Origin of the sequence: Bordetella bronchiseptica (genome assembly GCF_900636925.1) — a bacterium.
GTDB lineage: Bacteria > Pseudomonadota > Gammaproteobacteria > Burkholderiales > Burkholderiaceae_B > Bordetella > Bordetella pertussis.
Window position 1 is genome coordinate 34902 of sequence record NZ_LR134326.1, and the last position, 22146, is coordinate 57047.

Consider the following 22146-nt stretch of genomic DNA (forward strand, 5'->3'; position numbering starts at 1 on the left):
CGGGGCATGCAAGTCGATACTCACCAACAGGCGGGTTCGGAGCTGTACGCATGGCGTCAGTTCCTGGGGCGCGCGACCCTGTGGCTGGGGGTCGTGCTGCTGGGCAGCGCGGTGGTTTGCTGGGTGGCGGCCAACTGGCCGGCCATGACCAAGATCCAGCGATTCGCGGGGGCGCAGGGCTTGCTGGCGCTGTCGGCCGTGATCGCCGCCTGGGTGGCCTGGCGCCTGCGAGAGGCCACCGGGGTACGCCGCCATGGCGTCGGCGCATTGCTGGTGCTGGCAGGCCTGTTCCTGGGGGCGTTGCTGGCCTTGCTGGGTCAAACTTACCAGACTGGCGCCGATACCTGGGAACTGTTCGCCTGGTGGGCGCTGTTGCTGCTGCCATGGGCGCTGGCCGGCGCCAGCCAGGCACTCTGGCTGCTTTGGGCGCTGATACTCAATGTAGCCGTGGCGCTCTGGCTAGGTGAGCGCTTACTATCATGGTGGTGGTCGCTGTCCGGGGCGGGATTTCCCGCGCTGGTGCTGGCGGCGCTGAACCTGGCCATGCTGGCCTGCTGGGAATGGGTGGCGCATCACCGCCACGTCAGCACGCGGGTCGGCCCGCGCGTACTGGCGCTGCTGGCGCAAGGCGTGCTGGTGGCGGCCCTGCTGTTCGATTTCGGCGCCCTGGCCGACCTGGCCTCGGCCACCGGAATCGCCTGGATCGCCACGACGCTGGGCATGGGTTTCTACTATCAGCAGGTGCGGCGCGACCTGGTCATCCTGGCCTTGCTGGCGGCGGCCATGATCTGCGTATCGCTGCGGGTGGTCGGCGCCTGGCTGCTGGAACTGGAGCCGGGCGTGTGGGCGGCGCTGCCGCTGGCCGGGCTGCTGATGGCCGAGGCGGTCTGGGCGGTGCGTTGGCTGCGCCGGCTGGGCGAGCAGTCCACCCGGGCCGCGGTCGACGCCGAGCCCGCGGGCGCCTCGGCCGGCAATGCGCTCGACCCGACCGAAGCCGGCGCTCCGGTGCTGGAGCTGGCGCCGGAGGACGCCCGCGGCGCGGCCGAGACGCCCTGGTACGTGCATGGCCTGCTGGGACTGAGCGCCTGGCTGGCCACCTGGCTGCTGCTGCTGTTCGTGGCCGCGTCGGGCATCGTCGCCAGCAAGGAAGGGGCGCTGGTGGCCGGCCTGGGCCTGTGTATCGTGGCGGTGGCGGTGCTGCGCACCGACTCGGGCCCGTTCTGGCGCCAGTGCGCCACGGCGATGGGCTTTGCGGGCCAGATCCTGGTGATGGTGGGGCTATGGGACAGCGCCTCGTTCGCCAGCGCGTGCTTCTTCATTCTGGCCCTGGGCGCGGTGGTCTATGCCCTCACGCCGGATCTCCTGCTGCGCTTTCTGAGCGGCTGGATGATCGCCCTGGCCGGCGCCGGGCTGATCTGGCGCGGGCTCACCCCCGGCATGGGCGACAAGCAACTGCTGGGCCTGCTGCTGGAGTTCGACGCGCTGCGCGCCGCATTCGTATGGCTGCCCGTGGCCGTGGTCGGCGCCTGGGGCGCGGCGGTCGCGTTCAGCCTGGGCCATCGATGGTCGCGCATCCGGCCGCAGCAGCTCGACCCGCTGGGCTGGGCGCTGGCGCTGGCGGTGCAATCGATGGTGTGGCTGGCGGGCGGCGTGACGGCCATGCAGTTGCGGGCCCTCTGGGCGCTGCACCCCTCCACCGCCGTGTTGACGGTCGCCGGCGCCCTGCTGCCCGTGGCGGTCGCGCTGTCGGTGCTGTGGCCGCGCCGCCGCCAGCTGACCGCCGGCATGCTCTGGGGCGTTCCGCTGGCCTTGCTGGTACTGGCGCTGTTCTGGTTGCCCAGCCCGGGCGTGGCCTTCGCGCTGGCCTGGCTGCTGCTGGGTTTCGGCCTGCACAAGCCGCGCCTGACCATGCTGGGCGTGATCAGCCTGCTGGCCTACCTGATGATCTACTACTACCAGTTGCAGATCCCGCTGCTGGACAAGGCGTTGTGGCTGGCCGGCGGCGCCCTGCTGCTGTTCCTGTGCCGGCTGCTGGTGTGGCTGGTGCCGCAATGGATGCGCACTGCTGCCCCGGCGACGCGCGCGCCCATGGGGCCGCCGTCGCGCGCCCTGCGCTGGCGGGTGGCCCTGGTGCTGGCCGGGCTGGCCGTGACCCTGGCCGTCGTCAACGGCAACATCTGGCAGCGCGAAGCCTTGCTGGCCAAGGGCCGGGTGGCGATCCTGGAGCTGGCCCCGGTCGATCCGCGTTCGCTCATGCAGGGCGACTACATGGCGCTGCGATTTGCCGCGGGCGAGGATATCGAACGCTGGCGCAACGACAGGCCGGCCGATGGGCAGGACGCCGCCGCGTTCGCCCACATCGATGGCTACGTCGTACTGGCTCCCGACGAGCGCGGCGTGGCGCGCCCGGTGCGCATCCAGGAGCAGGCCGCGCCGCGCGACGGCAATGAGATCGTGCTGCGTTATCGCCTGCGCGCCAGTGGCGTGCGCCTGGTGACCAACGCCTATTTCTTTCCGGAAGGCGAGCAGCAGCGCTACCAGCGCGCGCGCTACGGCGAGATGCGCGTGGACGACGGCGGGACCGGCCTGCTGGTGCGCATGCTGGGCGAGGATCTCAATCCGCTTTAGGGCCGGCTGGCACGGCGGCGTGGCGCATGCCGAAACGTTGCGCCCATTGCGCGGCGGCCGCCTGCAGGAATGCCTCGGGCGTGGCTGCCGCCAGGGGCGCGAAGCCCAGGCCGCTCCAGGCTTGCTGCAGCATGCGCAGCGGCTGGCTGCAATCGAGCGCCGGCGCGCCATTCTGCTTCGATAGTTTCAGGCCCGTGGCCGGGTCGACGATCAGAGGCACATGCATGACGCGCGGCGGGGCCAGGCCCAGCAATCGTCCCAGCACGCGCTGGCGTGCGGTCGAGCCCAGCAGGTCGGCGCCGCGCACCACGTCGGTGACGCCCTGGTCGGCATCGTCCACCACCACCGCCAATTGGTAGGCCCACAGGCCGTCGGCGCGGCGCAGGGCGAAATCGCCGACCGCGGCCGCCACGTCCTGTTGCTGTGGCCCCAGCCAGCGATCGACGAAGGTCTCGACGCCGGGCGGCACGCGCACCCGCCAGGCACGCGCCTGGCGGCCCGCGGGCAGGCCCTCGCGGCACGTGCCGGGATACGGGCGTTCGCCATCGACGCCAGCCGTGCCGCGCAGCGCCGAGTCGGCGATCTCGCGCCGCGTGCAGCCGCAGCCGTAGATCAGGCCGCGCGCGGCCAGGGCGTCGAATGCCTGCTGGTAAGCCGCGCCGCGCCGCGACTGCCACATGATCTCGCCGTCCCAATGCAAGTGCAGGGCCCGCAGCTGATCCATGATGATGCCGGCCGCGCCAGGCACGGTGCGCGGCGTGTCGACGTCCTCGATGCGCAGGCGCCACAGGCCATGATGGGCGCGGGCGTCCAGCCAGCTGGCCAGCGCCGCGACTAGCGAGCCGGCATGCAGCGGCCCGCTGGGGCTGGGGGCGAAGCGGCCGATGTAATTCACGCGGTTCCGGAAATCAATGCGATGGCGCGCCAGCACGGGCCGGCGCGCCATGTCTGGCGCGGCCGCATCAATGCAGCCGGCGGGAGCCTTCGTCGTCGAGCAATTCTTCGAGGACCAGGTTGTCGATCTCGGCTTCCTGGCTCCAGAGCACCATCAGGGCGATGATCTTGATCTTGGACAGGGAGATCGGCGTTTCGGGCGAAGCCAGCGCGCGGTCGATGACGATTTCGCGCAGCGGCGCCGGCAGTACGCCGGCCGATTCGAGGAAGGTGATGAAGCCGATCGACTCGGTACCCAACTGCTGGTATTCGGCGTCGGTGTAGATGCGGATGCCGGTGGCCGGCGCGTGGGCAAGCTCGACGCAGCGTTCGGTGGTTTCGGCCAGTCCGTACAGCCAGCCCAGCGCGTCGTCGATGTCTTCATGCTCGAAGCCGGCGGCGGCCAGCCGCTTTGCCAGCACGTCGGCGGCAGGACAGGCTTGCGGCGTGTAGTAATTCTCGAACAGATAAACCAGGATATCGAACATATGGCGCTTCAAGGTGCCCGTTGCACAGTCGGCCCGCAAATCGGCAGACCAGCAAACGTGATTTTACTTTACGCTGAATTGTCACCCTGGGCAACTCGCCGCCCGCACGACACCTTAAGGACGAGTTGCGGTGCATTTCGGCGCCGTACGCGCCAGACCGCTGCAAGTTGGCCGCAACTGCGCGCGGCTCTGTAAAAGGGGACGGTGCGCTGCGCGCGGTCTTCACGTTTTCACTGATGTTGCGCGAGGAGCACGCCGCAAGCCGCGCGCAGGCATTCCTAGAAGCGCTGGGCGATGCTCAGCTTGATGTTGCGGCCCGTGCCCGATACCGCTTCGCCCAGGTAGGGATGATAAGGCCGGTTGAAGAGGTTGTCGGCGGCCAGGCGCACGTCCAGGCCTTTGACATGCCGGGGTTGCCAGCTTGCGAACAGGCCGTGCAGCGCGTAGCCGGCGGTCTTGGGCAAGGCCCAGTAGCCGGCCAGCGGGTCGCCGTCGGTCGGCGAGCGGTCCTGGCGGCGCACGAATTCGCCGCGCCATCCCAGGACCATGTCCAGGCGCGGCAGTTTCACGCCCAGCATCGCGCGCGCCGAGACCGGCGGGATCTCGGCGATCCAGGTGCGCGGTCCCCATGGATCGCGCGGCGAGGCGTCGCGGTGCCCGCGCATGGCCGAAAGCGACAGGCTGGCGAACATCGCCGGGCTGTCGTAGTAAGTCTCCAGTTCCAGCCCTTCGATGGTGTAGCCGGGCAGGTTGCGGTAGTTGGACAAGGGCTTGGGGCAGTCCGAGGCGGCGCCGCCCTCGGCCTGCCCGCGGCATGCCACGCCACGGCGCTGGAAGATCTCGTGCTTGCCGCGATTGCGAAACAGTGTGGTCCGTATCTGCACGCTGTCGCCGCGCGCCGCGATATCGTTGAAATCCAGTACGGCGCCGGCGCGCAGGCCCACGATGCGCTCGGGCCGCAGCGCCCGGCTGCTGCCCGACACATTGGACTTCGCATATTGCACTTCGTACTGCTCGTCGATGACGGGTGCGCGCCAGGTGCGGCTGGCGTCGGCGAACAGCGCCACGCTTCGCGCCGCCTTCCAGACCACGCCCAGGTGCGGGGTCCAGCCCGCGTACGAGACGCGGCGGTAGTCATGCCCGGCCACGGGGGCGGGGTTGTTGTAGCGGGGCGCGTCGTTCGGCCTGCCGGTATTGGCGACATGGTCGTACCGCACGCCGGGCGTGACGGTAAGGCCGCCGACGGTGACGGCGTCCTGCAGGTACAGGCTGCGCACGGTCTGCGTGCCCGAAGGCATGTAGTGCGGCTGGAAGTACCCGTGGTTGTAATCGGGCTTGCCGCGGCCGGGCGGGTAGTACATGAGCGTGTCGCGGCGATGCCGGTGCCAGCGCAGGCCCGCCAGCAGGACATGCTCGGCCGTGCCCAGGGCCACGTGGCTTTCGTTGCTGAGATCGAACCGGTCGTCGCGGTAGTCGACCCAGCTCTTGTTGCCCAGCGTGCCGAGAAAGGCCGACTGCGACGCCCGGGACGAGCGCCGGTCGCGCTGCCGGGTGTCCGAGCGGGCATAGGCCAGCGTGAGGTTCACCCAGGGATGGGCCGATGGGGCGATGTTCCATTTCGCGCTGTAGTTCTGGTCGAGCTGATCGCGATGGACCAGCTTGCGCCGCCATGCTTCGGTCAGGCCGTAGCGGTCGATATCGGCCTGCGAAGGCGCGGGAAGATCGTCGCGCTTGGCCGCGAAGGGTTGCCAACCCGCCGCATTCGAACGCATGGCCGACAGGGTGATGGTCTGGGCGTCGTCCGGATAGAGGTTGACCTTGGCGAGCAGCGAGCGCTGGTTGTTGCGCGAGTATGCGAAGCGGGTGCCGTCGGGGCGGCGCAGGTCGCCGCCGTCGCGGCGGTTGGCATACAGCAGGCCGTCGGCCCCGTCGGCGCGGGTGCGGCCGTACAGCGCCACGCTGTAGATGTCCTGGCCGTCGTTCGAATGGCGGCCGTACTTGGCCAGCGCGCCGAAGCGCGCGCCCGGCGGCAACAGGTCGGCCGCATCCTTGGTATCGATCTTGACGGTGCCGCCGAACCCGCCATTGCCGTCGACCAGGTTGTGCGGCCCCTTGTCGACCTCGATGCGCCGGATCAGTTCGGGTTCGATGAAGACCGAGCCCTGGCGGTACTTCTCGAAACCCTTGGGCGCGCCATCGAGGACGATTTTCACGTCTTCGGTATCGCCCATGCCCCAGATGTTCAGGCTTTGCCCGCCGGGGCGCGGCGAGCCGGCCATCGAGATGCCCGGCAGCTGATCGACCAGGGAGGCGAAGTTGTCGGCCTGCGCGCGCTCGATCTCCGGCAGGCGCAGCACGGACCGGGCCGCCGCGACGCTGTCGCCTATGACCTCTTGCGCGGGCAGGGTGACGACGGTTTGTGCCGGCGCGGGCGCGCCGTATGCGCCGGCAGCGCAACCAAGCGACAGGCCGGCAAGCGCGAGCGGTGCGCGCCAAGGTGCGGGGGGACGCGGGGAAGACATGACAGGAATCGCAGGCAGGTGGAAATCCGCTCGATTCTAGGCATGGATAATAATGGTTCTCAGTACACAAGTCCTCGATGCGGCGTTGCGCGGTCCGCATTTGTGGCAGGAAAGCGCGCGGCCGCGTCCAGAATGCACAACCCACCTTGCGGTGGGTTGTGCATTGCGTCGGCGCCCGGAGGGACGCGGCCTGGGGTCAGGCTGCCTTGGCGCCGTTCTCCAGCTTGAGCTGCGCGAGCTGGCGCAGGAATACCGGAATGCAGATGGCCAGGCCGACCAGCCCGCTGGTCAGGCCGGGCAGGATGGTCAACAGGGCGCCCAGCGTGCATACCCAGCGCTCCCAGCTTTTCATCTCGACCAGCATGTAGCGCGAGAAGGCGGCCGACAGCAGCACCAGGCCGACCATGCAGCCCACCAGGGTGGTGAAGAAGTCGTACCAGGTGAAGCCCTGCACCGAGATCAGCAGCGATGGCGAGAACACGAACACGAAGGGCACGATCAGCTTGGTGATGCCCAGGCGGAATGCCGTGTTGCCGGTCTTGAACGGATCGCTGCCCGCCATGCCCGCCGCCGCGTAGGCCGCCAGCGCCACAGGCGGCGTGATGTCGGCCAGGATGCCGAAATAGAACACGAAGAAGTGCGCCGCGATCGGTTGCACGCCCAGTTGCACCAGCGTGGGGGCGGCCACGGCCACCATGATGATGTAGTTGGCCGTGGTGGGAATGCCGCAGCCCATCAGGATGCACACGATGCCGGTCATGACCAGCGCGGCGATCAGCGTCAGGGTCTGCGTGTTGGCGACCACGTCGGGGATGATCGTGCCGACGCCGCCCGCGATGGCCTGGGCGGCCGAGATCACGATGTACGAGATCTTGAAGCCTACGCCGGTCAGCGTGACCACACCGATCACCAGGCCCACGGTGCCCGCTGCCGCACCCACCGCCAGCGCGTACTTGGCGCCGGTCTCGAAGGCTTCGTAGAGGTCGCGCAGGCGCAGCCGCTGCATGGGGTTGAGCAGGCCCACCACGATGCAGCCCGTGATGCCGGCAAACGCCGCCAGGTACGGCGTGCGGCCGCTGGCCAGCACGCCGATCAGCATGATCAGGGGCAGCAGCGTCGGCCAGCGCTTCTTGAACGAAGCCTTGAGGGCCGGCATTTCTTCCTCGGTCAGGCCGCGCAGGCCCTCGCGCTTGGCCTCGAAATGCACCTGCATGAACATGCCGAAGAAGTACAGGAAGGCCGGGAAGATGCCCGCGATGGCGATCTGCTGGTACGGGATGCCCAGGAATTCGATCATCAGGAAGGCGGCCGCGCCCATGATGGGCGGCGTGATCTGTCCGCCCGTGCTGGAGGCCGCCTCCACGCCGGCGGCGAAATGGCGCGGATAGCCGATGCGGATCATCGCAGGGATGGTGAGCGAGCCGACCGTCACCGCGTTGGCCACCGACGAGCCCGACAGCATGCCGAACATGGCCGAGCCGAATACCGAGACCTTGGCCGGGCCGCCCGCGTAGCGGCCGGCAATGGTGGAGGCCACGTCCAGGAACAGCTGGCCCAGGCCGATGCGGGTGGCCAGCACGCCGAACAGCACGAAGTGGAACACGTAGGTCGCCACCACGCCCACCGCCACGCCATAGATGCCCTGGCTGGTGAGGTACATGTGGTTGACGATCTGCGGCCAGTTGTTGCCGGCATGCTGCAGCAGGCCCGGGAAGTAGGGGCCGAAGGCCGCATAGGCCAGGAACACCATGGCGATGATGGGCAGGGGCCAGCCCATGGCGCGGCGCGTGCCTTCAAGCAGGCCGACGATCAGGATGGTGCCCATGGCCACGTCCATCGGCAGCGGATTGCCGACGCGGAACGCCAGGTCTTCGAAGATGTACGGGATGTACAGGACGCTGAGCGCCAGCACGATGGCGATGGCCCAGTCGTACAGCGGCACGCCGCCCGGGCGCAGCAGCGTCGATTTCGGCTCGCGCTGGTAGTGCGCCTTGCTGAAGCCGAACACCAGGAAGATGAGGCTGAGCACGAAGGCCAGGTGCACGCCGCGGTGCGTGGCTTCGCGCAGCAGGCCGAAACCGGCCGTGTAGTAGTGGAAGATGGACAGCGTGACCAGCAGGATCGATACGATCCAGGTGGCTGTTTTATCCAGCGGCCGGAAACGGATTTCCGAGTCGTACTTTTCCGTTAGCTGCTGGGTTTTATCGTGATCTATTTGCATAAGCTGCAACTTCTATAGGGTATTGCGCGACCAGGGCTGCCCTGAGGCAGCCCTGGCGGAAAGGCAGCGCGATTGGCGCATTGGAGTCGGGACGCGCGATGCAGGCACGGCGCGTCCAGTCCATTACTTCAGCAGGCCGACTTCTTTGTAGTACTTCTCGGCGCCCGCGTGGAAGGGGATGCCGGCGCCCTTGACGGCGTTTTCCTTGGTGATCAGCTTGCCCTTGGCATGGCCATTGTCCAGCGTCTTGCGGGTGGCGTCGCTGTAGAGCGCCTTGACGATGTCATAGACGGTCTGCTCGGGCAGCTTGGCCGAGGTGACCAGTTGCGCGTTGACCGAGATGGTCTTGACCTCGCCCACGTTCTGGTAGGTGTTGGCGGCGATGGTGTCGGGCGTGAAGAACTCCTGCTGGCTGCGCAGCTTGTCGATTTCCGGGCCGACGATGGGCACCAGCTCGATGCCGGCGCCGCTGGAGGCCAGTTCGGAAATCGCGCCGGCCGGCGCGCCGCCCACGAAGAAGAACGCGTCCAGGCCGCCATCCTTCAGCTTGTCGCCGGCCTGGTTGGGCTTGAGGTATTCGGCCTTGATGTCCTTGTCGGTCATGCCGAAGGCGCCGAGGATCAGGCGCACGTCGACCAGCGTGCCCGAGCCGGGTTCGTCCATCGAGACGCGCTTGCCGCGCAGGTCGGCCACCGTCTTGATGCCGGAGCCCTTGCGCGCCACCAGGTGAATGCTTTCGGGATACAGCGTGGCGATCAGGCGCAGGTCCTGGGCCTTGGGCTTGCCGTCGAAGGTGCCGGTGCCGCTGTAAGCCCAATAGGCCACGTCGGATTGCGTGAAGCCCGCTTCGAGCGAGCCGCCCAGGATGCCGTTGATGTTGGCAACCGAACCGTTGGACGCGACGGCGGTGGCGATCAGCTTGCCGGGCTGGGAGATCGAGTTGGCGATCATGCCGCCGACGGGATAGTACGTGCCGGCGGTGCCGCCGGTGCCGATACGGAAGAACTGTTGCGCGTTGGCCGAGGTAGCGGCGCCGGCGACAGCCAAGGCGAGGGTCAGGGTTTTGATCCAGCTTTTCATAGACATGAGGGCTTCTCCAGTGAAAAAGGGCGAGCCTTGCGGTACAACCCTTTATAGGTTCGGGATTTTGTCATGCACAAAAGCGTTAGCCAATGTCCGGAGGGGTATCGTTTACCTGGGGGTAAACCCGGCCTCGGGTTATGGCTACCCCTGCCCAGGTTATGACTTGCCGTGCGCGGCGCAGCCGTCGAAACGAATACGAACAAGGAAACTCGCTGTGAATGCTTCCGTGGCTCCAATACTGCCGCCGGCCGCCCGCGCCGGGCAGGCCCTGCGCGATGTCGATACGCCCAGCCTGGCGCTGGATCTTGCGGCGTTCGAGCGCAATCTGCGCGTCATGCAGGATTGGGCCGAGCGCCATGGCGTGGCGCTGCGGCCCCACGCCAAGGCGCACAAGTGCCCGGAGGTAGCCTTGCGCCAGCTTGCGCTGGGCGCGCGCGGCATCTGCTGCCAGAAGGTGAGCGAGGCGCTGCCGTTCGTCGCGGCTGGCGTGCGCGATATCCACATCAGCAACGAGGTGGTCGGCCCCGCGAAGCTGGCCTTGCTGGGCGAGCTGGCGCGCCAGGCCGACATCAGCGTATGCGTGGACCATCCCGACAACCTGGAGGCGCTGGCGCAAGCCATGGAGCGCGCGGGGGCGCGGGTGACGGTGCTGGTCGAGGTGGACGTGGGCCAGGGACGCTGCGGGGTGACCGACCCGCAGGTGGTGCTGGCGCTGGCGCGGCGCGCCGACGCGGCGGCGGGCTTGCGCTTTGGCGGCCTGCAGGCGTATCACGGCTCGGTGCAGCACATGCGTACGCAGGCCGATCGCGCCGCGGTCTGTGCCGAGGTGGCGCGCGCCGCGGCGGCGCATGCCGACGCCCTGCGCGCCGCCGGCCTCGCGTGTCCGACCATCACGGGCTCGGGCACGGGCAGCGCGCAGTTCGATGCCGCCAGCGGCGTATTCACGGAGTTGCAGGCGGGCTCATACCCGTTCATGGACGCCGACTATGGCGACAACGAATGGGCCGAGACGCTGCGCTTCGAACCAAGCCTGTATGTATTGAGCACGGTGATGAGCACGCCGGCTGCCGGCCGCGTCGTGCTCGACGCGGGGCTGAAGTCCAGCACCGCGGAATGCGGCCCGCCGCGGGTGGCGGGCCGTGCCGGCCTGACTTATCTCGCCGCCAACGACGAGCACGGCGTGGCGCGGGTGGAGCCCGGCGCGTCCGCGCCGGCGCTGGGCGAGATGGTGCGGCTGGTGCCGTCGCACGTGGATCCGACCTTCAATCTGCACGACAGCCTGGTGGTGTTTCGTGACGATGTCGTGGTCGACCTCTGGCCGATCGCCGCACGCGGCCTGAGCCGTTAGGCACAGGCCGCGCCGCTTCCGGTCAGTCGACCTGCGCGCCCGAGCGGCGTACCGCGTCGCCCCATTTCTGGACTTCGGCGGCGATGAACTGGCTGGTCGCCTGCGGGGTGGTCGGCATGGGTTCGGCGCCGCGCTCGCGCAGGAACCTGGCGAGTTCGGCGCTGCCCAGCGCCTGGCCGATATGGCGGCTGAGCAGCTCGGTGACGGCCGGCGGCGTGCCCGCCGGGGCCAGCACGGCGGCCCATCCGATGGCTTCGAAGCCCGGATAGCCCGATTCGGCCACCGTCGGCACGTCGGGCAGCTGCGCCAGCCGGCTGGCGGTGGTGACCGCCAGCGGCACGGCCTTGCCGGTCTTGATGTGCGGCAGGCCGGCGGTGACCGAATCCACCATCAACGGCACCTGGTGGCCCAGGAAATCGGCCTGCGCCGGGCCGCTGCCCTTGTACGGGATATGGCGGATGTCGATGTCCGCGGCGGCCTTGAACATCTCGGCCGACAGGTGCTGGGTGCCGCCGATGCCGGCGCTGGCGTAGGCCAGTTCGCCGGGATGCGCGCGGGCTTGCGTCACCAGTTTCTGCAGGCTGTCGATGCCCGAGGCGGGCGTGGCCAGGAATACCAGCGGCACGGAGAACACGCCCGAGACTGGCGCGAAGTCCTTGGTGAGGCTGTAGTTGATGTTCTTGTACAGCGTCTGGTTGACCGCTGCGGCGCTGCCGGCAACGACCAGGGTGTAGCCATCCGGGGTGGCGCGGGCGGCCTCGCCCATGCCGATATTGCTGCCGGCGCCGGCGCGGTTCTCGACCACGATGGGCTGTTTGAGGTCGGCGCCCAGTTTCTCGGCCAGCGCGCGGGCGAAGATGTCGGTGGCCTGGCCGGGCGGGAACGGCACGAGCATGCGGATCGGACGCTCGGGATAGTCGGCGTGGGCGGCGAAGCTGGCGGCGGCCAGGGCAAGACCGGCGCACAGGCCGGCGAAAACGCGATTCATGTTGACTGCTCGAAAGACGGTTGAACGGGGCGGGCGCAAGGGTCGGAGCCCGCCGGCCGGCATGCGGGGCGGGCCTTTTGGGCCGTCCCGAAGCCGAGGAAGGGGTTGCCGTCACGATAGCATTGTCCGGTCGGTGCTAAATTTCGGGTTTCGCCCTCCCTTCTTCCCTGTTTTTTCTTACCAGCAGGAACCGCCATGGAATTCAGCCAGTTCAAAGTCAACGCCCTCATGGAGATCACCGCCCGCCCGGACCTGGTGTTCGTGCGAGGTCAGGGTTCCTGGCTGGAGGACCATGCCGGCAAGCGATATCTCGATTTCGTGCAAGGCTGGGCCGTCAACACGCTGGGCCATTGCGCGCCCGAGATGAAGCGCGCGCTGGCCGAGCAGGCCGACAAGCTGATGAACCCGTCGCCGGCGTTCTACAACCTGCCGTCGATCGAACTGGCGCAGCGCCTGACCTCGGCATCGTGTTTCGACCGCGTGTTCTTCGCCAACAGCGGCGCGGAGGCCAACGAAGGCGCCATCAAGCTGGCGCGCAAATGGGGGCGCGTGAACCGTAACGGCGCCTACAAGATCATCACCATGAACCACGGTTTCCATGGCCGCACGCTGGCCACCATGTCGGCCTCGGGCAAGCCGGGCTGGGACACGATGTTCGCGCCGCAGGTGGAGGGCTTTCCCAAGGCCGAGATCAATGATCTCGACTCGGTGCGCGCCCTGATCGACGCGCAGACGGTGGCCGTGATGCTCGAGCCCGTGCAGGGCGAGGCCGGCGTGATTCCGGCCACGCGCGAGTTCATGCAGGGCCTGCGCAAGCTGGCCGACGAGCACGGCATCCTGTTCATCGTCGACGAAGTGCAGACCGGCATGGGCCGCACCGGCTCGCTGTTCGCGTACCAGCAATTCGACGTGATCCCCGACATCATGACGCTGGCCAAGGGCATCGGCGGCGGCATTCCGCTGGCCGCCCTGCTGGCGCGCGAGGAGGTCTGCGTGTTCGCGCACGGCGACCAGGGCGGCACCTACAACGGCAACCCTTTGTGCGCGGCGGTCGGCGTGGCGGTGTTCGACACCATCACCGCGCCGGGCTTCATGGAGGCGGCGCAGGCGCGCACGCGCCAGTTGTCCGAAGGCCTGCTGGCGCTGTCGGCCAAGCGCGGCCTGCGCGGCGAGCGCGGCATGGGTCTGCTGCGCGCCCTGGTGCTGGACCGCGACGACGCCCCGGCCATCGTCGAGGCCGCGCGCATGCTGGCGCCGGAGGGCCTGCTGCTGAACGCGCCGCGCGGCAATCTGCTGCGCTTCATGCCGGCGCTGAACGTGACCGAAGCCGACATGGCCCGCATGCTCGAGCAGCTCGACGGCGTGATCGCCGCCGTGCGCAAGTAAGGACGGGACCGGCATGGCGATGCAGGACTTCCGTCCCGGCGTCTACCGCCACTACAAGGGCGATCATTACCTGGCCCTGGGGCTGGCGCGCGCCGACGAAACGGACGAGGTGGTGGTGGTGTACACCCGGCTGTACGCGCGCGCCGGCCTGCCGATGAGCACGCGCCTGCTGCGCATCTGGAACGAGACCGTGGACACCGGCGCCGGCCCGCAGCCGCGCTTTGCCTACGTGGGCCACGTCACGCCGGAGCAAGGCTGACCCGACGCCGGGCCGCGCCCGGCGTCATTCACTTCACTTCGATCAGCGCGGCGCCTTCGCCGACCTGGTCGCCCACGGCATAGAACAGGCCGGCGACTTCGCCGGCGGCCGGCGCCGTGATGGTGTGCTCCATTTTCATGGCCTCCATCACCAGCAGCGCCTGGCCCTTCTCGACCTTGTCGCCCACGGCGACCGCGATCGAGATGATCTTGCCGGGCATGGGTGCGGTCAGGCCGCCGCCATGGCCCTCGGCATCGTCCTGGGCATGCGCCAGGGCATCGTACAGGTCCAGGATATGGGTGGCGCCGTCGTGGAACACATAGGCCTTGCCGGCATGCAGGACCACGGTGCCGGCGCTTTCCCGGCCATCCAGCGTGATGCGCAGGCCGTAGCTGAGCTGGGGGTTGGCGCTGGGCTGGGCACGCCAGGAGAAGGCCTGGCCGGCCGCGGGCGCGGCGCCGATGCGCCATTGCCCGCCCTCGCGCGTGATCTCGATGTCGCGCCGTTCGCCGTTGTCGACCCAGCACAGGGTCTGCCGGTAGCGGCCGCCCAGCCGCCAGCCGTCGCGCGCGTCCCAGGGGTCGGCCGCCTTGCCGGCCTCGCCTTGCGGCTGGGCCAGGCCCTGGCGCACCAGCACGGCGGCGCTGGCCAGGGCCAGCACGTCGGCGCCGGCCGGTTGCGGTTCGGGCAGCAGCGTGGCGCGGCGGCGTTCGATCAGGCCGGTATCGAGGTCGGCCGTGGCGAAGGCCTCGTCGCGCATCAGGCGGCCCAGGAAGGCGGCGTTTGTCTGCACGCCGACGGCCTGGGTGTGCGCCAGCGCCTGGATCATGCGCGCGCGCGCCTGCTCGCGGTCGGCGCCATGGACGATCAGCTTGGCGATCATGGGGTCGTAATAGGGCGTGATCGTGTCGCCCATGCGCACGCCGCCGTCGACGCGCACCTCGCCGTTGGCGAAGGCCGTGTGCGCGGGCAGGCCCAGGTAGGCCAGCGTGCCGATCGACGGCAGGAAGCCCTTTTCCGGGTTCTCGGCGTAGATGCGCGCCTCGATGGCGTGGCCGTCCAGGCGCAGTTCGTCCTGGGCGGCCGGCAGCGGCTGGCCGGCGGCCACGCGCAATTGCCATTCGACCAGGTCATGGCCGGTGATCATTTCGGTGACCGGGTGCTCCACCTGCAGCCGTGTATTCATTTCCATGAAGTAGAAGCGGCCGTCGGGTTCGGCGATGAACTCGACGGTGCCCGCGCCTACGTAGCCCACCGCGCGCGCCGCCGCCACCGCCGCCTCGCCCATGGCGCGGCGGCGTTCCGGCGTCATGCCCGGCGCGGGCGCTTCCTCGATGACTTTCTGGTGGCGCCGCTGCACGGAACAGTCGCGTTCGAACAGGTAGACGCAATTGCCGTGGCTGTCGGCGAACACCTGGATTTCGATGTGGCGAGGCTTCTGCAGGTAGCGCTCGATGAGCACGCGGTCATCGCCGAAGCTGGCGCTGGCTTCACGCTGGCACGAGGCCAGCGCGTCGGCGAAGGCGGCGCTCTCCTCGACCACGCGCATGCCCTTGCCGCCGCCGCCGGCGCTGGCCTTGATCAGTACCGGGTAGCCGATGGCGTCGGCCTGCTGCCGGAGGAACTGCGGATCCTGGTCCTCGCCATGGTAGCCGGGCACCAGCGGCACGCCGGCGCGCTCCATCAGCGCCTTGGCGGCCGATTTGCTGCCCATGGCGGCGATCGCGCCGGCCGGCGGGCCGACGAACACCATGCCGGCCTGCGCCACGGCTTCGGCAAAGCCTTCGTTTTCGGACAGGAAGCCGTAGCCGGGGTGGATGGCTTGCGCGCCGGTGTCGCGCGCGGCCTGCAGGATGGCATCGGCGCGCAGGTAGCTGGCGCGCGGCTCGGCGCCGCCGATATGCACGGCGACATCGCAGGCGGCCACATGGCGCGCGTTGGCGTCGGCATCCGAATAGACGGCGACGGTGCGAAGGCCCATGCGGCGGGCGGTGGCGGCGACGCGGCAGGCGATTTCGCCGCGGTTGGCAATCAGCAGGGTGGAGAACACGATGGCTCCTTGGTGGCGCGGCGCCGTGGCGTGGCGCCGCGGCGGATTACATGCGGAAAACGCCGAAGCGCGTGTCTTCGATCGGCGCGTTCAGGGCCGCCGACAGCGCCAGGCCCAGCACGCGGCGGGTATCGGCCGGCGCGATGATGCCGTCGTCCCAAAGCCGCGCGGTGGCATAGTAGGGATGGCCCTCGCGCTCGTACTGCTCGCGGATCGGCTGCTTGAAGGCGTCTTCCTCGGCGCCGCTCCATTGCGCGCCGCGCGCCTCGATGCCGTCGCGCTTGACGGTGGCCAGCACGCTGGCGGCCTGTTCGCCGCCCATCACGGATATGCGCGCGTTGGGCCACATGAACAGCATGCGCGGTGAATAGGCGCGCCCGCACATGCCGTAGTTGCCGGCCCCGAACGAGCCGCCGATGAGTATCGTGAACTTGGGAACGGCGGCGGTGGCCACGGCGGTCACCATCTTGGCGCCGTGGCGCGCGATGCCTTCGTTTTCGTACTTGCGGCCCACCATGAAGCCGGTGATGTTCTGCAGGAAGACCAGGGGGATCTTGCGCTGCGCGCACAGCTCGATGAAGTGCGCGCCCTTTTGCGCCGATTCCGAGAACAGAATGCCGTTGTTGGCGACGATGCCCACCGGCATGCCATGGATATGGGCAAAGCCGGTGACCAGGGTGGTGCCGTAGCGCGCCTTGAATTCGTCGAATTCCGAGCCGTCGACGATGCGCGCGATGACTTCGCGCACGTCGTAGGGCTTGCGCGTGTCGGCCGGAATGATGCCGTTGAGTTCGCTGGCGTCGTAGCGCGGTTCGCGCACCGGCGCCAGCGCCAGCGCAGCCGGCTTGGCGCGGTTCAGGCGGGCCACGGCGTTGCGCGCCAGCTGCAGCGCGTGCATGTCGTTGGCGGCGAGGTGATCGGCCACGCCGGACAGGCGCGTGTGCACGTCGCCGCCGCCGAGGTCTTCGGCGCTGACCTCCTCGCCCGTGGCCGCTTTCACCAGGGGCGGTCCGCCCAGGAAAATGGTGCCTTGGTCGCGCACGATGATGGATTCGTCGCACATGGCGGGCACGTACGCGCCGCCGGCGGTGCACGATCCCATCACCACCGCGATCTGCGCGATGCCCTGCGACGACATGACGGCCTGGTTGTAGAAGATGCGGCCGAAGTGATCGCGGTCGGGGAACACCTCGTCCTGGCGCGGCAGGTTGGCGCCGCCCGAATCGACCAGGTAGACGCACGGCAGCCGGTTCTGCGCGGCGATCTCCTGGGCGCGCAAATGCTTCTTGACCGTCATCGGGTAGTACGTGCCGCCCTTGACGGTGGCGTCGTTGCACACGATGACGCATTCGGTGCCGGCGATGCGGCCGACGCCCGTGATCATGCCGGCGCCTGGCGCTTCGTCGCCATACATGCCGTGCGCGGCCATGGGCGAGAGCTCCAGGAACGGGCTGCCCGGGTCGACCAGTTGTTCGACGCGTTCGCGCGGCAGCAATTTGCCGCGTCCCACGTGCTTGGCGCGCGCGGTTTCGCTGCCGCCTTGCGCCGTCCGGGCCAGCTTCTGGTTCAGGTCGTCGAGCTGCGCCTGCATGGCGCGCGCATTGTCGGCGTAGTCCTGCGACCGCGTATCGATGCGGGATTCGATGATAGGCATGGGCGTACCCGTGGGGCGTTGATGGAGGCGGCGGATTCTTGCCGTGGGCGAGGCCGCGGCCCCGCCGGCCTGCCGGCGAACCGGCAGGCCCGGGGGCGGTTTACAGCATTTCGATGGCCATCGCGACGGCTTCGCCGCCGCCGATGCACAGCGTGGCCACGCCGCGCTTGCCGCCGGTCTTGCGCAGCGCGCCGACCAGCGTGGCCATCAGGCGCGCACCCGATGCGCCGATGGGGTGGCCCAGCGCGGTCGCGCCGCCATGCACGTTGACCTTGTCGTGCGGCAGGTCGAAGTCCTTCATGGCCGCCATGGTGACCACGGCGAAGGCTTCGTTGATCTCGTACAGATCCACGTCGCTGGCTTGCCAGCCGGTTTTCTTGAACAGGTTCTTCAGCGCGCCGACCGGGGCGGTGGTGAACCAGTTCGGCTCCTGCGCATGCTGGGCATGGGCGACGATGCGGGCCAGCGGCTTGACGCCCAGTTTCTCGGCGGTGGAGGCGCGCATCAGCACCATGGCCGCGGCGCCGTCGGAGATCGACGACGAGTTGGCAGCGGTGACGGTGCCATCCTTCTTGAAAGCCGGCTTGAGCGTCGGGATCTTCTCGGGCATGGCCTTGGTGGGCGCCTCGTCGGTATCGATCACCGTATCGCCCTTGCGGCCGGCCACGGTTACCGGCGCGATCTCCCACTTGAAGCTGCCATCCTCGCTGGCGGCGCGCGCGCGGCGCAGCGATTCGAGCGAGAAGGCGTCCTGCTGCTCGCGCGTGAAGCTGTACTTGGTGGCGCAGTCCTCGGCGAATACGCCCATCGCCTTGCCGCGGTCATAGGCGTCTTCCAGGCCGTCCAGGGCCATGTGGTCGTACACCGTGTTGTGGCCGTAGCGGTAGCCCTGGCGGCCCTTGAGCAGCAGGTAGGGCGCGTTGCTCATGCTTTCCTGGCCGCCGGCGACCACGACGTCGACCGAGCCCGCGGTCAGCAGGTCGTGGCCGAACATGGCGGCCTTCAGGCCCGAGCCGCACACCTTGTGGATCGTGGTGCAGCCCACGCCCAGCGGCAGGCCGGCGCCGAGCGCGGCCTGGCGGGCGGGCGCCTGGCCCTGGCCGGCCTGCAGCACGTTGCCCATGATGACTTCATCGACCTGTTCGGGCTTGATGCCGGCGCGCTCGATGGCCGCCTTGATGGCGGCCGAGCCCAGCTCGTGGGCGGCCAGGCCGGACAGGCTGCCCAGCATGCCGCCCATGGGCGTGCGGGCGACGGAAACGATAACAATGGGATCGGACATGACTTGCTCCTAGAAATCGGGACAGGGTGTGGCGCTATGCGGCCGTGCGCGGAGGTGGCGCGGCCTGGGGGTGCAACCGCCTGTCGGTATCGTAAGGGAAAAACTCTTCAATCCGGCCTTGCGCCACGCGCGCGCGGCAGGCCTGCCACCACTGGGGCGCCAGCAGATCGGCGTGATGTCGCAGGAAGGCCTGGCGCACGCGCGGATCGCCCAGCAGGAAGCGGCCGAACTCCTCGGGAAAGACATCATTGGGGCCCACCGCGTACCACGGTTCGCTGGAAAGCTCGGCTTCTTCGTTGGGCGCCGGCGGAATGGCGCGGAAATTCATCTCCGTCATGCGCTGGATTTCGTCGTAGTCGTAGAACACGACCCGGCCCAGGCGGGTGACGCCGAAGTTCTTGTACAGCATGTCGCCCGGGAAGATATTGGCCGTGGCGAGCTGGCGGATGGCGTCGCCGTACTCGCGCACGGCGACCTCGAGCAGCGGGTCGCTGGCGTGGCGCAGGTAGAGGTTCAGCGGCATCATGCGCCGCTCGATGTAGACATGGCGGATCACCACCGTATCGCCGTTTTCCTCGATCAGGCTGGGGACCAGCCGGCGCAGTTCTTCCAGCAACCGGGGGGCGAAGCGGCTGCGCGGCAGTGCGACCTGAGAATATTCCCAGGTATCGGCCATGCGTCCGACGCGATCGTGCAGCTTGACCATCTGATACTTGCGCCGCACCGTGGCGTGGTCCATGCCGTCCTTGTCGATGCGGTCCTTGATCAGCTTGAAGACGTACGGATAGGACGGCAACGTGAACACGCACATCACCATGCCGCGGATGCCCGGGGCGATGTCGAAGGCGTCGCGCGAATGCGTCAGGTGGTGCAGGAAGTCGCGGTAGAACAGGGTCTTGCCCTGCTTCTGCAGGCCGAGCATGGTGTAGAGCTCGGCCTTGGGCTTGCGCGGCAGCAGGCTGGCCAGGAAATTGACCACGGCTGCCGGCGTTTCCATGTCCACCAGGAAATACGCCCGCGTGAAGCTGAACAGCGTACTGAGGTCGTCGGCGCCCAGCAGCAGCGCATCCAGGCACACCTGCCCGGCCGGGTTGCGGCGCAGGGCGACAGCGAACGGGTAGACCGTGCCCTGGTTGATGAGGCGGCCGACGATGTAGGCGCCGGTATTGCGGAAGAACAGCGAGCCCAGCACCTGGATCTGGCAGTCCGAGGCCAGCCGCGGGCCGGCGTGGCGCGGCAGCTGGCCGCGCAACTGGCGCACCGCCGCGCGCGCCAGCAGGCGCGCGTCGCGCGGCAGGTCGGCGTACGGCACGGCCAGGCCGAAGTCCGCGACCATGCGGATCAGGCTCTTGTGCAGGCCTTCGGCCACCGGATAGTAGACCCGGTACGACGGGATGCGGCTGTCCAGGTAATCGGTCGCGATGGCTGGCCGCACGAACAGGAAATCGTTGTGGAAGTAGTCGCGGTGCAGGATGCGGCACGAGACCGAATTGAAGAACGTCTCGGCGCATTCGGGCTGGCGATGGTCGGCCAGCAGCCCCACGAACTCCTGCTTGACCGCCTGCCAGAACGCCGTCTGCGCTTCGCTCAGCGCCGCGCTGCCATTGGCGCGCGAGCCATCGGCCGTGCGCGCGTCGGAGCCGCGCAGCGCGCTGTCGAGTTGCGTGGCGCATTCGCGCACGCGCATGTCGTAGTACTCGATGCGTTCGCGCGACAGGCGTTGCATGCCATGCCAGTCGCCCGATTCGAACAGCGACTTGGCGCGCTGCGCGCTGTAGCGAAACAGCGCATAGTGGCGATCGAAGCCGGCCAGGATCAGGTGCGCGACATCCAGCGGAGCGGGTCCCGCGACCGGCGCCGGTTCGATGCGTTGGACATCGCCGCTGTAGATCATGGCTGGCTCGTGCTATTGCTTGCGGGCATGGCGGTCGGTCATGCGGTTTCCGCGTAGAGTTCCCGGCCGATCAGCATGCGGCGGATCTCGCTGGTGCCGGCGCCGATCTCGTACAGCTTGGCGTCGCGCCACATGCGTCCGACCGGATATTCATTGATATAGCCGTTGCCGCCCAGGATCTGCACGCCCTCGCCGGCCATCCAGGTGGCCTTCTCGGCCGTGTACAGGATCAGGGCCGCGCAGTCCTTGCGCACCTGGCGCACGTGGCCGGCGCCGAGCTGGTCGAGGTTGCGGCCGACCGCGTAGCAGAAGGCGCGGCTGGCCTGCAGCACGCTGTACATGTCGGCGATCTTGCCCTGGATGAGCTGGAACTCGCCGATGGCCTGGCCGAATTGCTTGCGGTCGTGGATATAGGGCACCACCACGTCCATCACGCCCTGCATGATGCCCAGCGGCCCGCCCGACAGCACGGCGCGTTCGTAGTCCAGCCCGCTCATCAGCACGCGCACGCCGCCATTGACCTGGCCCAGGACGTTTTCTTCCGGCACCTCGCAGTCTTCGAACACCAGCTCGCCGGTGTGGCTGCCGCGCATGCCCAGCTTGTCCAGCTTCTGCGCCACGGAGAAACCCTTGAAGCCCTTTTCGACCAGGAAGGCGGTGATGCCGCGCTGGTGCGCTTCGGGATCGGTCTTGGCGTAGACCACCAGCGTATCGGCGTCGGGGCCGTTGGTGATCCACATCTTGGTGCCGTTGAGCACGTAGCGGTCGCCCTTCCTGTCGGCGCGCAGGCGCATGCTGACCACATCGGACCCCGCGCCCGGCTCGCTCATGGCCAGCGCGCCCACGTGTTCGCCGCTGACCAGCTTGGGCAGGTAGCGGGCCTTCTGGGCCTCGCTGCCGTTGCGGAAAATCTGGTTGACGCACAGGTTGGAGTGCGCGCCGTAGGACAGCGCCACCGAGGCGCTGGCGCGCGAGATTTCCTCCATGACCACCATGTGGGCCAGATAGCCCAGCCCGGTTCCGCCGTATTCGTCGCTGACCGTCATGCCCAGCACGCCCAGGTCGCCGAATTTGCGCCACAGGTCCATGGGGAACTGATCGCTGCGGTCGATCTCGGCCGCGCGGGGCGCGATCTCGGCGTTGGCGAAAGTGCGCACCGCGTCGCGCAGCATATCCAGGTCTTCGCCCAGATTGAAATTAAGACCGGGAATGTCCATGGGTGTCTCCGTGATAGTGAGCACTTACGCCTTTAGCGGGGCCGGGTGCACCCCGGATCGGGATTGCAGCTAGCCACATCATGCGCCGCCGCGTGGGCCCGGGCAATGATGCAGCGCAAATATTACGTTTACGTAAACGTAAAGTTGAGTCGGGTTTTCCCTAGCAATTTCATGCGCGGGCACCGCCATGGGC

General features: G+C 68.4%; 15 protein-coding genes. 4 read left to right on the top strand and 11 right to left on the bottom strand.

The genetic code is table 11. The features are described from left to right. Positions 1–6 precede the first annotated feature (6 nt). On the top strand, positions 7–2628 hold the full coding sequence (locus EL288_RS00155) for a GDYXXLXY domain-containing protein (RefSeq protein ID WP_003815968.1): 2622 nt from the start codon (positions 7–9) through the stop codon (positions 2626–2628). Here the strand turns inward: EL288_RS00155 and gluQRS are convergent. The 5 genes from gluQRS to EL288_RS00180 all read right to left on the bottom strand — a co-directional run bounded on the left by gluQRS (position 2615) and on the right by EL288_RS00180 (position 9878). Further along, entirely contained in the window at positions 2615–3574 is a 960-nt protein-coding gene (gene gluQRS / locus EL288_RS00160; RefSeq protein WP_033448974.1) for a tRNA glutamyl-Q(34) synthetase GluQRS, read from the bottom strand. The two genes, EL288_RS00155 and gluQRS, sit on opposite strands and share 14 nt — an antisense overlap. A gap of 16 nt (positions 3575–3590) precedes the next feature. Next, complete coding sequence (locus tag EL288_RS00165; RefSeq protein WP_003815964.1) at positions 3591–4049, bottom strand: DUF494 family protein; 459 nt, start codon at positions 4047–4049, stop codon at positions 3591–3593. Positions 4050–4327: 278 nt separating this feature from the next. Further along, complete coding sequence (locus EL288_RS00170) at positions 4328–6571, bottom strand: TonB-dependent hemoglobin/transferrin/lactoferrin family receptor (protein ID WP_003815963.1); 2244 nt, start codon at positions 6569–6571, stop codon at positions 4328–4330. A gap of 196 nt (positions 6572–6767) precedes the next feature. Further along, on the bottom strand, positions 6768–8792 hold the full coding sequence (locus EL288_RS00175) for a TRAP transporter permease (protein WP_003815961.1): 2025 nt from the start codon (positions 8790–8792) through the stop codon (positions 6768–6770). Between the two features lie 123 nt (positions 8793–8915). Next, on the bottom strand, positions 8916–9878 hold the full coding sequence (locus tag EL288_RS00180; protein ID WP_003815960.1) for a TAXI family TRAP transporter solute-binding subunit: 963 nt from the start codon (positions 9876–9878) through the stop codon (positions 8916–8918). 331 nt (positions 9879–10209) lie between these two features. On the opposite strand from EL288_RS00180, the gene EL288_RS00185 reads away from it, so the two are divergent. Next, entirely contained in the window at positions 10210–11223 is a 1014-nt protein-coding gene (locus EL288_RS00185; protein ID WP_003815958.1) for a DSD1 family PLP-dependent enzyme, read from the top strand. A 22-nt stretch (positions 11224–11245) separates the two neighbouring features. On the opposite strand, the gene EL288_RS00190 is transcribed toward EL288_RS00185, so the two are convergent. Then, positions 11246–12211, bottom strand: a complete 966-nt coding sequence (locus tag EL288_RS00190) for a Bug family tripartite tricarboxylate transporter substrate binding protein (protein ID WP_010927246.1) — start codon at positions 12209–12211, stop codon at positions 11246–11248. A 195-nt stretch (positions 12212–12406) separates the two neighbouring features. Between EL288_RS00190 and EL288_RS00195 the strand changes: the two genes are divergently transcribed. Both EL288_RS00195 and EL288_RS00200 read left to right on the top strand, forming a co-directional pair. Beyond that, on the top strand, positions 12407–13597 hold the full coding sequence (locus tag EL288_RS00195) for an acetylornithine transaminase (RefSeq protein WP_003815956.1): 1191 nt from the start codon (positions 12407–12409) through the stop codon (positions 13595–13597). 13 nt (positions 13598–13610) lie between these two features. Continuing rightward, the gene (locus tag EL288_RS00200; protein ID WP_003815955.1) at positions 13611–13856 is read left to right on the top strand and encodes a DUF1653 domain-containing protein; all 246 of its coding nucleotides are present in this window, start codon (positions 13611–13613) and stop codon (positions 13854–13856) included. Between the two features lie 28 nt (positions 13857–13884). Here the strand turns inward: EL288_RS00200 and EL288_RS00205 are convergent, their stop codons facing one another. The 5 genes from EL288_RS00205 to EL288_RS00225 form a co-directional block, all read right to left on the bottom strand. Beyond that, positions 13885–15906 (bottom strand): acetyl/propionyl/methylcrotonyl-CoA carboxylase subunit alpha, encoded by a 2022-nt coding sequence (locus EL288_RS00205; RefSeq protein ID WP_003815954.1) that lies wholly within the window; start codon positions 15904–15906, stop codon positions 13885–13887. Positions 15907–15952: 46 nt separating this feature from the next. Further along, positions 15953–17560 (bottom strand): carboxyl transferase domain-containing protein, encoded by a 1608-nt coding sequence (locus tag EL288_RS00210; protein ID WP_003815953.1) that lies wholly within the window; start codon positions 17558–17560, stop codon positions 15953–15955. A 100-nt stretch (positions 17561–17660) separates the two neighbouring features. Beyond that, positions 17661–18842 carry an acetyl-CoA C-acetyltransferase gene (locus EL288_RS00215; RefSeq protein WP_003815952.1) on the bottom strand — a complete coding sequence of 394 codons (1182 nt, stop codon included), beginning with the start codon at positions 18840–18842 and terminating at the stop codon, positions 17661–17663. 34 nt (positions 18843–18876) lie between these two features. Next, positions 18877–20736, bottom strand: coding sequence for a bifunctional isocitrate dehydrogenase kinase/phosphatase (gene aceK / locus EL288_RS00220; protein ID WP_003815951.1), 1860 nt, complete (start codon positions 20734–20736; stop codon positions 18877–18879). A gap of 38 nt (positions 20737–20774) precedes the next feature. Continuing rightward, positions 20775–21953: an isovaleryl-CoA dehydrogenase gene (locus EL288_RS00225; protein ID WP_003815950.1), complete on the bottom strand. Its 1179-nt coding sequence runs from the start codon at positions 21951–21953 to the stop codon at positions 20775–20777. Between the last annotated feature and the right edge of the window lie 193 nt (positions 21954–22146).

Excerpts from the sequence above, each read along its gene's own strand:
- EL288_RS00155 (WP_003815968.1), top strand. The coding sequence starts at position 7 with ATGCAAGTCGATACTCACCAACAGGCGGGTTCGGAGCTGTACGCATGG.
- gluQRS (WP_033448974.1), bottom strand. The coding sequence starts at position 3,574 with ATGGCGCGCCGGCCCGTGCTGGCGCGCCATCGCATTGATTTCCGGAAC.
- EL288_RS00165 (WP_003815964.1), bottom strand. The coding sequence starts at position 4,049 with ATGTTCGATATCCTGGTTTATCTGTTCGAGAATTACTACACGCCGCAA.
- EL288_RS00170 (WP_003815963.1), bottom strand. The coding sequence starts at position 6,571 with ATGTCTTCCCCGCGTCCCCCCGCACCTTGGCGCGCACCGCTCGCGCTT.
- EL288_RS00175 (WP_003815961.1), bottom strand. The coding sequence starts at position 8,792 with ATGCAAATAGATCACGATAAAACCCAGCAGCTAACGGAAAAGTACGAC.
- EL288_RS00180 (WP_003815960.1), bottom strand. The coding sequence starts at position 9,878 with ATGTCTATGAAAAGCTGGATCAAAACCCTGACCCTCGCCTTGGCTGTC.
- EL288_RS00185 (WP_003815958.1), top strand. The coding sequence starts at position 10,210 with ATGCAGGATTGGGCCGAGCGCCATGGCGTGGCGCTGCGGCCCCACGCC.
- EL288_RS00190 (WP_010927246.1), bottom strand. The coding sequence starts at position 12,211 with ATGAATCGCGTTTTCGCCGGCCTGTGCGCCGGTCTTGCCCTGGCCGCC.
- EL288_RS00195 (WP_003815956.1), top strand. The coding sequence starts at position 12,407 with ATGGAATTCAGCCAGTTCAAAGTCAACGCCCTCATGGAGATCACCGCC.
- EL288_RS00200 (WP_003815955.1), top strand. The coding sequence starts at position 13,611 with ATGGCGATGCAGGACTTCCGTCCCGGCGTCTACCGCCACTACAAGGGC.
- EL288_RS00210 (WP_003815953.1), bottom strand. The coding sequence starts at position 17,560 with ATGCCTATCATCGAATCCCGCATCGATACGCGGTCGCAGGACTACGCC.
- EL288_RS00215 (WP_003815952.1), bottom strand. The coding sequence starts at position 18,842 with ATGTCCGATCCCATTGTTATCGTTTCCGTCGCCCGCACGCCCATGGGC.
- aceK (WP_003815951.1), bottom strand. The coding sequence starts at position 20,736 with ATGATCTACAGCGGCGATGTCCAACGCATCGAACCGGCGCCGGTCGCG.
- EL288_RS00225 (WP_003815950.1), bottom strand. The coding sequence starts at position 21,953 with ATGGACATTCCCGGTCTTAATTTCAATCTGGGCGAAGACCTGGATATG.